At 34.6% G+C, this 13,453-nt stretch carries 7 protein-coding genes and 1 other annotated feature; of the genes, 4 read left to right on the plus strand and 3 right to left on the minus strand.

The window, feature by feature from the left end:
* The first annotated feature begins 160 nt into the window (after positions 1–160).
* On the plus strand, positions 161–4,363 hold the full coding sequence (locus AC1DS7_RS20790) for a tetratricopeptide repeat protein (RefSeq protein WP_476999177.1): 4,203 nt from the start codon (positions 161–163) through the stop codon (positions 4,361–4,363).
* Between the two features lie 98 nt (positions 4,364–4,461).
* Positions 4,462–4,700 (plus strand) — a binding site (T-box leader).
* Positions 4,701–4,754: 54 nt separating this feature from the next.
* Positions 4,755–7,856 carry an isoleucine--tRNA ligase gene (gene ileS, locus AC1DS7_RS20795; protein WP_016102105.1) on the plus strand — a complete coding sequence of 1,034 codons (3,102 nt, stop codon included), beginning with the start codon at positions 4,755–4,757 and terminating at the stop codon, positions 7,854–7,856.
* A 52-nt stretch (positions 7,857–7,908) separates the two neighbouring features.
* Here ileS and AC1DS7_RS20800 read toward each other — a convergent pair whose 3' ends face one another.
* Together AC1DS7_RS20800 and AC1DS7_RS20805 are read right to left on the minus strand one after the other, a co-directional pair.
* Positions 7,909–8,994, minus strand: coding sequence for a DUF418 domain-containing protein (locus AC1DS7_RS20800; RefSeq protein ID WP_002189456.1), 1,086 nt, complete (start codon positions 8,992–8,994; stop codon positions 7,909–7,911).
* 1 nt (position 8,995) lies between these two features.
* Positions 8,996–9,580 (minus strand): TetR/AcrR family transcriptional regulator, encoded by a 585-nt coding sequence (locus tag AC1DS7_RS20805; RefSeq protein WP_002136053.1) that lies wholly within the window; start codon positions 9,578–9,580, stop codon positions 8,996–8,998.
* A gap of 328 nt (positions 9,581–9,908) precedes the next feature.
* Here AC1DS7_RS20805 and AC1DS7_RS20810 point away from each other — a divergent pair, with 328 nt between their 5' ends.
* The gene (locus AC1DS7_RS20810) at positions 9,909–11,420 is read left to right on the plus strand and encodes a M36 family metallopeptidase (protein WP_002189466.1); all 1,512 of its coding nucleotides are present in this window, start codon (positions 9,909–9,911) and stop codon (positions 11,418–11,420) included.
* Positions 11,421–11,527: 107 nt separating this feature from the next.
* Here AC1DS7_RS20810 and AC1DS7_RS20815 read toward each other — a convergent pair whose 3' ends face one another.
* Entirely contained in the window at positions 11,528–12,007 is a 480-nt protein-coding gene (locus AC1DS7_RS20815; protein WP_016102104.1) for a hypothetical protein, read from the minus strand.
* Between the two features lie 63 nt (positions 12,008–12,070).
* Between AC1DS7_RS20815 and AC1DS7_RS20820 the strand changes: the two genes are divergently transcribed.
* On the plus strand, positions 12,071–13,453 hold the full coding sequence (locus tag AC1DS7_RS20820; protein ID WP_016102103.1) for a UDP-N-acetylmuramoyl-tripeptide--D-alanyl-D-alanine ligase: 1,383 nt from the start codon (positions 12,071–12,073) through the stop codon (positions 13,451–13,453).

The raw sequence follows: 13,453 nt of genomic DNA on the forward strand, positions 1-13,453 counted from the left end.
TTTTTAAGATATTTAGTTATAAACTTGAATAATATTAAATAATATCGTTCATTATATGAGGTTTTAGTTGAATGCATACTATATGATGTGTAAAATCTAAGCAAGTAGGTTAGAATACTGCTTGCAAATGGCAGTATAAATAATAATTTGAGGTGAATGCATGCTAGATTTTAAGCAATTAGAGATTTGTTTGAAAGAAAAGAGATTCGTAGATGGATTACATGAGATAAATAATGAAATTGCGCATATAAAAGAAACGAATAAGTTATCATACGTGAAGAAATGGCTTTCTAACGTCTCGTCAGCTAAGGAGTTTGATACATTAATTCGTCTTGCTGATGAAGGTTTGATGCATCAATATAGCTCCTTTTTAATTCGTTATACTTATAAAAAATTCCCAAATATGAGAACGCTCTCTTTATATTGTGATGAATTAATTGATGAACGTAAAATTCTTGATGCTGAACAATTATTAAAAGATTCTTTGGAAAAGGTAAATGAAGAAGAAACTGATGCGGAGGTTTTAACGAAAGCATACTTTACGTTAGTTAGATGTTTGTTAGATATGAAGCGAAATGAAGAAGCCTATGCCTATATGCAAAAGGCGGAAAAGTATAGTACACGTGCAGTTTTTGATAAATGGGGTTACTTATTTATACAGACTGGTGAGTGGGAGAAGGCAGAGGAACAACTTTTATCCGGTCAGCAGCATAAAGATTGTGAAGAGTTAGCTACGTACTTATTGGCGCAATTATATGCATATAAAGGTGAACAGCAGCGAGCGTTACAACTCATTAATGATGCGATTGCAAAGTTTCCTCAAGTACCATATTTCTATTTTGAAAAAGTAAAATATTTATTAGATTTAGAGCGCTATGAAGAAATGTTAGCGGTAATAGATAAAATTAATCATATGCTTCCGCATCATGCATATACAACTTATTTTATACATTTACGTGCAGAAGCATTTTATAAAATGAATAATATTCACGATTTGCAAGCACTATTGAAAAGTGAAAAGAGTTTGAAAAATTCTCTATATCATCATATAGAAAAAAATCCTGATGGAAAAAAGGTTCGTTTACCGATAGTTCCGGTTGTACAAAAGGATAACTATTGCGTTCCGACAAGTTTGGAAATGATGTTAGGGGTATGGGGAGAAAAACGTACGCAAGATGAAATTGCACAACATATTTTTGATGTAACAGGTTCTAAGTTTTCAGATACAGTTACATATATAGAAGAGCAAGGTTACGAATATCGTTATTTTCAAGGGAATGAGGAAAATTATAAGAGATTACTCAATCAAGGTATTCCCGTTTTATTAAGTATAGATATTGAGCACGCTTCCCATGTACAAGTGCTTTCTGGTTATGACGATGTACTGCAAGCTTTTTATATTCAAGATCCGAATTTCTTGGAACCGATTCTTGTGGAATATGATAAGTTGCAAGAAAAATATCGTTATACAGATTGTTTAGCTATTACGTTTATACCGAAAGATAGAATAGAACAACTTTCATTTTTAAATGTGGAAGAACACACTTATTATAAAACAATCTTTTCTCTTACAGATCATTTAGGTGAGCAAGATAAAGAGGGGATTGAAAAGTTAGTACTATTTTTAAAAGAAACAAGTGAAAATCCAAACACTTGGTTATATACGATTAAACATTTAGATGCTGAAGTAGATAAAGATTTTATTCAGTTTTGTATAGAAAAATTAATGAAAAAGTTTCCGAGCTCTGACTTTGTGAAATTGCATAGTGCACAGTGTTTTATTCGTCTGCAGGATATGGAAAAAGCAGGACAGATGCTTCAAAGTGTGGAGAAGAAAAGCAATCAAGCGTTGTATCATTTTATAAATGGACGTTTCTCTTTTGAGCAAGATAATTATGCAGAATCGATTGCTAGTTTTCGTTCATCATTACAATTGGATGCAGATCAACCAGTTGCGTGGAGTTTCTTAGCATTATCATACATGTATATGGATCAATCCGAAAAGGGGCTAGAATATTCTCTAACAGCTATAGAACGTAGCCCGGAAAGGTTTACACTTGTAAATCACGGTTTAATTTTAATAGATTTAGAACGATATGAAGAAGCATATGGATTCTTTAATGATTTATTAAAAGAATATAAATATGAAGCGCACATATGGTATGAACGTGCAAGATGTGCTCAGTATTTAGGGAAAGTGTATTTGGCGGTAAAAGGACTTAAAGTGGCGATTCAATTAGATAAAACAGCAGCCTATTTATATACGAAGCTTTCGGAAATCTATGAATCGGATTTGGATGATGAGAAAAATACGAAGGAAATTCTATTACAAGGAATTCAAAATTGTGAAGATCAGGCGTCTTTATATGTTCGTTTAGGAGATTTTTATTTTCAAAATGATGAACTTGAAGAAGCGGAAACTATATATAAGCGTTCTTTAGAAGAAAATAATGAAGATGTATATTCTCATTTCGGTTTAATTCAAGTTTATATGGCAAAGGAACAATATAAGGATGCAAAAAACTATATTGTCAGTATTAATAAGCAATTTGAAGACAATCAAGATTTCCTTATGAATGCTGGTATGGTGCTATGGGATGCTGAAATGGCATTAGGTGAGGATGAAAAAGAGTTAAAACTTGCACTTTCTAAATTAGAGAACGGTATACGAAGCGTATACGCTAATATAGCGAGCGTGTTGGATGAGTATGTAAATCGAATAAAAGACACAGCTTTTGTGCAACGAGGTATAGCGTTTTTAAGAACGTTAGAAAAAGAGAAAACGGAAGTAATTGAATACGGTTGTTACGCTGGTGTTTTATATGAATCTATTGGACAGTATGATCAGGCGATAAAACGGTATAATGATGCACTTAAGAAAAAACAAGATTCATTGCCGTATTTTCGAATCGGTGAAACATTCATGGCGTTAGGGCAATTTCAAGAAGCAAAGCATGCGTATGAAACATGTTTAGAAATGGATAAGAATTTCACAGGTGTACATGTGCAACTAGCAGAAATATATGAAAAAGAAGAAAATAGTTCTAAAGAACAAAGTCATATGGTCCAGGCAATGAAAGAAGAGCCTTTGCAAATTAATATGGAATATTTGGCACAGCTTTCAGTAGATTTGAATCTTCATGAAGAATTGCTAGTTGAACTAGAACAATTAGCAGAAGAGGTACCAGAAATATGGCGTTTAGATGCAATTGCATATGTATATGGTGCGATGAATGAGGTAAATAAAGAAAAAGAATATATCGAATGCGCAATGAAAATAGATGAAGCGCATGTGGAAGTACTATATCATTATGCGAAAATGCTAGTTAAAAAGCAGAGTGCAGAAGCAATCGAAGTTGCGCTGAAAGTAATGCATAAAGATTTGGAAAGTGAACGTATTTTTGGTGTGTACGTAAAAGCAATGGAGCAACATAAAAAATTATCCCAAATACGAGACGTACTTCATACGTTAAAGGTGAAAAAAGCAGAAAGAAGTACAGCGTTTATGTATGCAGCTACTGCGGTTGCCGAAAGATTAGTAGAAAGACAGCAAAATGAGCAACCGAAAAAATCTATATTTACAAGAGCATTTTATCGCATGAAAAATCGTGCGAAGGAAATTTCAATGATTACAGTTGTTATCGATTTATTTGAAATCTCCTTAAAGTTAAATCCGAAAAATAGTATGGCAGCGCAGCGTTTCGCAATATTTTATGAGAATGCGGCGATGAATAAAGAAGCTATAGAGGTTTTACAAACATCGTTAGAAAATAAGTGGGATTATGATGTAGCGAAGCAACTTGTAAATCTTTTCATTGAGTGTGAAGAAGAAGATATGTTACGAGACGCTTTTGAATTAACGAAACAAATGGTTCGCGAGCTACCGGATGATTATGATACTCTTCTTTTACAAGCGAATGTATTATGTAAGCTAGGCGAAGAAAGAAAAGCCGAAAAAATTTACTTGCAATTAATTGAGAAAACACCATTTGTAAGTAGAGGATTCCTTGCTTTAGCAGAAATATATCAAAGTCAAGAGAGAATTGAGGACGCGATTCAGTTATTAGAAGACGCTTCTGTATATCATCCGAATGAAACGGCAATTCTTCTTGCTTTAGCATCTTCGTATCATAGAGCTGGGCAAACGACAAAGGCAGAAAAAATAACAAGTGAAATATTAGTAATTGATGCTACTGACTTGTTAGCAAGATACGATCATGCTTGTTATTTAACATCATTAAACAGAAATGAAGAGGCAAGAGATGAACTTGAAATTGTGCTTCGTGAAGATGAAACAGGATTTTTCGCTGAACTTGCAGAGGAAGATGAAGATTTAGCAGGATTGCGAGAATTTGAAAAGTAATTGTATAAGAATAGAGAAAAAGGTTATAAATAAAAATATATTTCGAATTAGTTGACAATTAATTGTTTAATGGCATAAAATAACTTTTAATAAAGTATACAAATCTGAAGACGAGAAAGAGTAAAATAGTGAGCTGTTCTCCAGAGAGCCGGTGTATTGCTGAAAGCCGGTGTGCAGACGTTATTTGAAAATCATCTCCGAGGAGCCGTGGCTGAATAAAGTAAGCTCGGACGGATGTCTACCGTTACAAAGAACGCGTATATTAGTACGTTGCTAAGTGCTATTAGTGAAAAGCTAATAGAATTAGGGTGGTAACGCGGGTAAACCCGTCCCTACTTCATAGGGGCGGGTTTTTTGTGTGCTTTTAAAACATTCAAAGGAGTGATTGTAGATGAAGAAAGTAGATGTAAAAGAGTCGGCTGTAGGGAGAGAAACACGTATTCGTAAGCAGTGGAACGAACAGGGCATTTTTGAACAATCAATTCAGAATAGAGAAGGCGCACAATCGTTTGTGTTTTATGAAGGACCACCAACGGCGAACGGTTTACCACACGTCGGCCATGCACTTGGTCGGGCAATTAAAGATTTAGTAGCAAGATATAAAACGATGGTTGGATATAAAGTGTTAAGAAAAGCTGGCTGGGATACACATGGATTACCTGTAGAATTAGGCGTCGAAAAACAACTTGGTATTTCAGGTAAGCATGAGATTGAAGAGTACGGCATTGAGCCATTTATTCAAAAGTGTAAAGAGAGTGTATTCACGTATGAGAAGCAGTGGCGTGAATTTACGGAGAGCATTGGATATTGGGTAGATATGGATGATCCATACGTTACTCTAGAGAATCCATATATCGAAAGTGTATGGAATATTTTAGGGACGATTCATGAAAAAGGTTTGTTATATAAAGGACATAGAGTTTCTCCATACTGTCCAAGCTGTCAAACATCGCTTAGTTCACATGAAGTTGCACAAGGATATAAAACAGTGAAAGATTTAAGCGCAACGGTTAAGTTTAAAGTAAAAGATAGTGAAAATGAATATTTCCTTGGATGGACGACAACGCCGTGGACACTTCCAGCGAATGTTGCACTTGCCGTACATCCAAATATGGAATACGTTAAAGCGAAACAAGAAGGGTATGTATACATTGTTGCGAAAGAGCGTGTACAAGAAGTATTAAAAGAAAACTATGAAGTATTATCTGTTCACAAAGGCGAAGAATTAGTAAACACATCTTATACAGCACCGTTTCCGATGAAGGAAGTTACAAATGGGTACCACGTAATTGCAGCAGATTTTGTAACAGCAGATAGTGGTACAGGACTCGTTCATATCGCTCCAGCATATGGGGAGGACGATTATAAAGTCGTTCAAAGTGAAGGGTTATCATTTTTACATGTTGTAGATGAGAAAGGTGAGTATACAGAAGCAGTACCGTTCTTAAAAGGAAAGTTTGTAAAAGAATGTGACGTTGATATCGTTCGTTATTTAGCGAAAGAAGGGTTACTATATCATAAAGAAAAATATGAGCATAGCTATCCGCACTGTTGGCGCTGTGATTCACCATTACTTTATTATGCAGGAGAAAGCTGGTTAATCCGAACAACTGAGATTAAAGAAACATTTTTACGAAATAATGATTCTGTTAAGTGGTATCCAGACCATATGAAGCATGGACGGTTTGGTAAGTTTTTAGAAAACATGGTGGACTGGAATATTAGCCGGAATAGATATTGGGGAACACCGTTAAACGTATGGGAATGTGAAAGCTGCGATCATCAATTCTCACCGAAAAGCATTGCCGAATTAAGAAAGCATAGTACGAAAGAAACGCCTGAAGATTTAGAATTGCATAAGCCGTATGTAGATGAAGTAAAAGTGTGCTGTGAAAAATGCGGAAGTACAATGAATCGTACACCAGAAGTAATCGATGTTTGGTTTGATAGTGGTTCCATGCCGTTTGCGCAATATCATTATCCATTTGAAAATAAAGAGTTGTTTGAAGAACAGTTTCCAGCAGATGTAATTGCAGAGGGAATTGATCAAACACGCGGCTGGTTTTATAGTTTATTAGCAGTATCAGCGCTATATACAGGAAAAGTACCATATAAACGAGTGTTATCACTAGGGCATGTTCTAGACGAGGAAGGACAGAAAATGTCTAAAAGTAAAGGAAATGCACTAGATCCAGTTGATTTAGTAAATCAGTTTGGTGCAGATGCTTTAAGATGGGCTCTACTTGTTGACAGTGCTCCGTGGAATGCAAAGCGTTTTTCTGAAAGAACAGTACTGGAAGCAAAATCTAAATTTGTAGATACGTTAGTCAATGTATATAGCTTCTACGTTTTATATGCAAATTTAGATGAGTATAATCCGAAAGAAAAGTATGAAGTTAAACGTACGAAATTAGATGAATGGGTATTATCAAGATTGCATAGCACAACGAAAAAAGTGAGAACAGCACTTGATGATTATCAATTTACGAATGCAGCTCGTGAAATCGCGGCGCTTGTAGATGAAGTCAGTAACTGGTACGTAAGACGATCACGTAATCGTTTCTGGGAATCTGGTATGAATCCTGAAAAAGCAGCTGCGTATGAAACGCTTCATGAAGTGCTTGTAACAATTAGTAAATTAATCGCACCATTTACACCGTTTGTAGCTGAGGATATTCATCTGAATTTAGAAGGAAGAAGCGTTCATTTAGCAGATTATCCGTTTGTAAACGAATCACTTATCCAGCCTGAGTTAGAAGCAGAAATGGATGCTGTTTTACAAGTTGTTGAACTTGGAAGAAGTAACCGTAATCAACATTCATTAAAAGTAAAACAGCCGTTAGCAGAACTTGTATTACTAGCGCATAATGAAAATGATATGGATTGGGAATCTTATCGTGATATCATCATGGATGAGCTAAATGTAAAAGCGTTCCATGTTGAACTCGATGAAACGAAATACACGTCCTATCAATTAAAGCTGAATTTTAAAACGGCTGGGCCGAAGTTTGGTAAAAGTGTGAATGCAGTAAATGGCTGGCTAAAACAATTATCAAAAGAAGAAGTACAACACTTTGTATCTACAGAAAGAGCAGTTTACGAAGTAGCACCAGGAGAAGAAGTAGTTGTAACAGCTGAAGATGTATTAGTAGAGAAAGTTGCGAAATCAGGATTTTCAAATACGACTAACGGTCAATATACGGTAATGTTAGATACGAATGTAACGGAAGAATTGTTACAAGAAGGAGTAGCACGTGAATTTATTCGTGCAGTTCAAGAATATCGTAAGCAGTTGAATTTACCGGTTAATTTACGAGTGGATGTAATTCTTGATACAGAAGAAGAACTACAGCAAACGTTAACGAATCATAAAGATTTATTGGAAGAAAACTTACTCGTCAAGCAATTTACATTTGGTCACTTAACGAATGAGGACGATGAACTTTCTTTAGGTGAGACAAAGATCCGAATTAAATTAAACGCGGCTAATTAAAGAAAAAAGGAAGTTGGAATCATTCCAACTTCCTTTTTTGTATGAAGATAAATTAATCAGTTATTTTCCGCATAATCCATTCGATAGGTCCTCTAGAAAAGTTCCTTCGCCATAATACGCTAAATAAAATACTGAAAATGAAAAATGCAGTAGCAAATAATAAAACGAAAAGTAGTGTTTGATGTTCCATACGATTTAATACAATCAATGCGCCAATACCGATAAATACATGACTTACATAATGCGTTAATGTTAATTGTCCTGTTTGTATAATGGAAGTAACAAACCAATTATTTTCATATTTTTCAGCAATGTAGAGGCAAATTATTAATATAGCAATAGCAGATCCTGTAGCGGATGCGACGTATAATATATTGGGCAAAATGGGTCCTGTGTTAAACAAAAATGTAGCTGCCTCTTTGCCGATGTATGGAATAAAGAAGTGTGTAAGTCCTTTTGATAAAAGTTCTGTCAGTATTGTGATTGTAATACTGAGTAAGAGTAATCTTTCTCTAATATTTTTATTATGAAGATCTAATCTGCCAATTATCATACCAATTAAGAAGAAAGAAAACCATGGGAAAATAGGGTGATAGCCATTAAAAAATAAGTTGCGGAGAAAACCTGTTAAGGTCCAAAAGTCTATATAGTTTATAAATGGGATTGTGCCTCCCCATCCTTCGAAGGCGTTGAAAGTAAGTTGGAGATATTGTGCAGCAAGTAAAATAATGATAGAAAGCCATATTAGTATAGTTCTTCGTACAGTAATTAGTAATGCAGCGATGAAAAGATAAACGCCGTAGTAGTGTAAAATATCACCCGTCCATTCCATTACATACAATAATAATCCTAAAATAAATAAGAATAGTGATCGTTTCCAAATCAATATTCGGCTGGTATTGATTTTTATTTTCTCTTGGCTAGCAACAGATGATTTAGTCATTAAAGTTATGCCAATCCCAGCAAGTATAACAAACAAGGCAGAAGCTCTACCTTCAAAAAGTGTTATAAAGGTTTTTAACAGAGGAGGTCCATTTCCTTCCGCCCCTGTTATCACCATGAAATTAACTAGTAACATTCCAAACATTGCCCACGCTCTAGCAAAATCTAAGCCGATAATGCGCTTTTTTGTATTCACTTCAATCCCTGCTTTCAAAAATGCTATTTACAGCTTCAATCCATATTTGTTTATAATCCATATCTAAATGTAACATCATAAAATTCCCAATATTATCAAGAACTAATGCTAACATATGAGCTTTTGAAACTAGATTTTTATTTTGAATGAGTTGAAGTTCATTTGCTTTTGTTAGGAGTGATTCAAATCCGTTTAAATATTCTGTTTGTACAGTTAGTAATCGATCTTTGTACATATCGTTTCTTGAAGATAGTAATACATATTCTTGTAATACACGATTAAAATAAGGATCTTTCTGTTGTTCGTCTATCATTTTAAAGCCAATTTCAACACATTTCTCAATGAAATTCTCTTTCGTAAATTCTTCTGTATGAAAGAATGAGGAGAACTGCATCGCTGCACATAATTCATTAAAAATACTTTCAATTAATGCATCTTTAGATTTAAAGTAATAATAAATAGATGGCTTGGCAATACCAACTTCTTCAGCAATCATTGTATAGGTCGTTTTGGCAATGCCGTGACCGGCAAATAGTCGATAACTTGCTTCGACTATGGAAGAGAGTGTTTCTTCACTTTTGCTCATGATAAGTCCTCCTAATAAAAAAGGTTACATAAATCGTATCATTCATTAATATTATTTTCAACCTACCGTTAGGTAAAAAATAACTTATTTTTTTACACATTACTTTAAAAAGCATAAGGTAAAGAAATTTACAAAAGAAATATATTTCTACAGTATTTTTCTCGTTTTACACATAAATATTGAGAAAATTTCACTTACCCAAAATGTAAAGGTAATAGAATTGTTTGTATAGAATTACTCGTAGATTCACTTTATTTCGTTACTTGTGGACAGGAATAGCCTTATAGGAATGGGGTAAAGTTTTCAATTTATTAGGGGGAGTGGTTTTATGTTAAACAAAAAAATGGTGGCAATGGCAATGACTGTGCCATTAGTAATGGGGACAATTTCTACTGTTTCAGCACTGGAAAAACAACAGCAAGTAAAGCTAGAAGCTTATTCACCACAGAAAAAAGCAATTGAATATTTAAAAGGACATGCTACGGAATATGGATTGAAGGCAGACCTTTCAGACTTGCAATATATTTCTACAACAGAAACATCAGTAGCTTCATATGTTAGGTTCCAACAAGTGGTCAATGGTGCGCCTGTATTTTCAAAACAAATTACAGTTACTCTTAACGGAGAGGGAAAAGGCTTACTTGCGGTTTCTGATTATCAGCCTGTTACAGGTGTGAAGGAAGTTACGAAAAAAATTAGTGAAAAAGATGCAGAACAAAAATCGATGGCGTATGTTGGAGGAGAAAGTGAGCAAAACTTATGGGCTCCTACAGAAAAAGAATTCGGATATATTGTTGAAGAGGGAGTCGCTATTCCTGTATATAAAGTGGTAGTCCATTCTAATAATCCATTCGGTGCATGGGAAACATTCATTGATGCGGAAAATGGAAAGTTAATTAAAAAAGTTGATATAAACCGAAAAGCAGAAGGAACAGGAAAAGTATTTTTACCTAACCCTGTCGTATCTAGTGGAAGTTTAGCAGGGTTAAAAGATAATAATGATGCAGATTCAACAGCATTAACGAATCAATTGAAAACTGTTACGTTAAAAGGTTTAGATGGTACAGGATTTTTAATTGGTGAGTATGTTACGATTTCTTCAAAAGCGAAGACGAAATCTACAAACTTACAATTTAACTATACACGTGCAAATGATAGTTTTGAAGATGTTATGTCATATTATCATATTGATACATTACAGCGTTACATTCAAGGATTAGGCTTTCAAAATATTAATAAACGTTCGATTAAAGTGAATGTAAATGGTACAACTGACGATAATTCATTCTATTCTCCATCAACGAAAGCTTTAACTTTCGGTACTGGCGGAGTAGATGATGCAGAAGATGCTGGCATTATTGCGCATGAATATGGTCATTCTATTCAAGATAATCAAGTGCCAGGCTTCGGAAGTTCACCAGAAGGTGGAGCGATGGGAGAAGGATTTGGAGACTTCTTAGGTGCTACTTATGAAGATGCAGTATCGACAACAGGATACGGGAAAGCATGTATTGGAGAATGGGATGCGGCTGCTTATTCTAGTTCAGATCCGACGTGCTTACGCCGATTAGATACGAATAAAGTATACCCGAAAGATATAACGAATGAAGTGCATAATGATGGGGAAATTTGGGCTCAAGGTCAATACGAAATGGCGCAATCTTTTGGACGTGATGTAGCAACAAAAATTATTTTACAATCACATTGGTCATTAACGCCAAATGCGAAATTCCGTGATGGAGCGAAAGCGATTAAGCAAGCAGATGCTCTTTTATACGGCGGACAACACGCAGCTGAAATTGATCGAATTTGGACAGCGAGAGGAATTAGTACGAATTAATATAAAACGTCGTGGCGTTTAAAAGCCACGACTTTTTTATTTGCTTAAGAACTGGTACTAGTAAATTAAGCTATATCAATGATAGTGTGAATTTATACGCATTCCATTTATTTTTTTGCGTCTTTAAAAACAAAATGCTCTTTAAATTTTCTAGACTCGACTTTTTGACCGTTTCGCATCGAGCGGAAAGGGTGTTCTTGCCAAGTGATTATAACGTCAACCTCATCTGATTTTGTAGAAACAGGGAAGGTAGCATGTCTAAATCCAGTTTTTCCACTTGCTAGACGACCTTCTTTTAGGGAAAAGAGTTCGTATTTTGTTTTCATATTTGGTTCATTGCGGAAGACTTCAACTTGTACGTTATATACTTCGTTTTCTCCAACATTCTTTACCGAAAATTGATATGTTTGAAATTTATCTTTTTTAGCTTGAAGCATATTTTCACTTGTTTTTTTCGGTTCATCAATATTCACTTGCCATTGATCAGAGTTTTGAGAGATTGGTAAAGATTTTGGTGAATAGGCGTATGTTTCATTAACTACAACTAAGCATAATAATAGGAGAAAGAAACTAATTGTTTTTTTCATATAAACACCTCGCTACAAAATTTTTATTAATATGCGTAAATGAAACGGATTTTATGTAATATAATGGAAAAAGGTGATACTTTGATTCAAATGAATTTGAAAAAACTTGAAGAGGTAGTAGATGGAGAAGGATTACAAGAATCGTTTCATCATATAGAAATACATGGTGTCTGCATAGATTCCAAAAACATTAAAGAAGGAAATTTATTCGTTCCAATCATTAGGGAGAAGGATGGACATGGTTATGTGAAAGAAGCAATGGATAATGGAGCTGTCGCTTCATTATGGAAAAAGTCTTACGGTACTCCGCCAAAAGGGATACCAATTATATTTGTAGATGACACTTTGTTTGCTTTGCAACAATTGGCACAATTTTATCGACAAGGGCTAGATGTAAAAGTAATCGGAATTACTGGTAGTAATGGCAAGACAACCGTAAAAGATATAATAAGCACGATTTTAAGTACAACTCATCGTGTGCATAAAACAAAGGGCAATTTTAATAGTCAAATCGGTTTGCCGTTAACAATTTTAGAAATGAAACGAGATACAGAGTTTTTAATACTTGAAATGGGAATGAGTGAGAAAGGACAAATTCGAAATTTATCACAAATAGCACAGCCAGATGTAGCGATAATTACAATGATTGGACAGTCTCACTTAGAAACACTTGGATCAAGAGAAGAGATTTCGAAGGCTAAATTAGAAATTATAGACGGATTAAAAGAGGAAGGATTGCTCTTATATAATGGTGATGAGACATTACTTTCTCAAAAAAATAATGTACTAGTTCTAGAATGTAAGTCATTTGGTGAAAAGGATACAAATGATTTGTTTCCAACAAACGTGCAATTAGATGAATATGGTGTTCATTTTAAATTAAATGATTCAAAAATACAGTATGATGTCCCCTTACATGGAAAACATAATATTTTAAATACGATTGTTGGAATCGCTGTAGGTCAATTTTACAATGTCCCTACAGAAAAAATACAGGATGCATTGAGGCAAATAAATATTACTCATATGCGCTTTCAATTTTTAACTGCTAAAACAGGTTTTACGATTATTAATGATGCATGGAATGCCAGTCCCTCGTCAATGAAGGCTGCAATTGAAACGTTACAGAAATTAAATGCCTATAAGAAAAAAATCATTGTCATTGGGGATATGTTGGAGTTAGGGAAGGCAGCTGAAACTTATCATAGAGAAATTGGTAAAATGTTAAATCAAGAGAATATTTCATATGTGTTTACTTATGGAGAGATGGCAGAAATAGTGGCGGAAGAAGCGATGAAGACATATGCTACAGGACAAGTGCAGTCATATAATAATAAAGCTAAGATAGCAGAGGAAGTATTGAAAATTATAACGAAAAAGGATGTCGTATTATTGAAAGGCTCTCGTGGAATGGCTTTAGAGGAGATTGTGCAAAATTGGATATGA

The sequence above is a fragment of the Bacillus sp. P4_E1 genome (assembly GCF_056401715.1).

Excerpts from the sequence above, each read along its gene's own strand:
- AC1DS7_RS20810 (WP_002189466.1), top strand. The coding sequence starts at position 9,909 with ATGTTAAACAAAAAAATGGTGGCAATGGCAATGACTGTGCCATTAGTA.
- AC1DS7_RS20790 (WP_476999177.1), top strand. The coding sequence starts at position 161 with ATGCTAGATTTTAAGCAATTAGAGATTTGTTTGAAAGAAAAGAGATTC.
- AC1DS7_RS20805 (WP_002136053.1), bottom strand. The coding sequence starts at position 9,580 with ATGAGCAAAAGTGAAGAAACACTCTCTTCCATAGTCGAAGCAAGTTAT.
- AC1DS7_RS20815 (WP_016102104.1), bottom strand. The coding sequence starts at position 12,007 with ATGAAAAAAACAATTAGTTTCTTTCTCCTATTATTATGCTTAGTTGTA.
- AC1DS7_RS20820 (WP_016102103.1), top strand. The coding sequence starts at position 12,071 with ATGGAAAAAGGTGATACTTTGATTCAAATGAATTTGAAAAAACTTGAA.
- ileS (WP_016102105.1), top strand. The coding sequence starts at position 4,755 with ATGAAGAAAGTAGATGTAAAAGAGTCGGCTGTAGGGAGAGAAACACGT.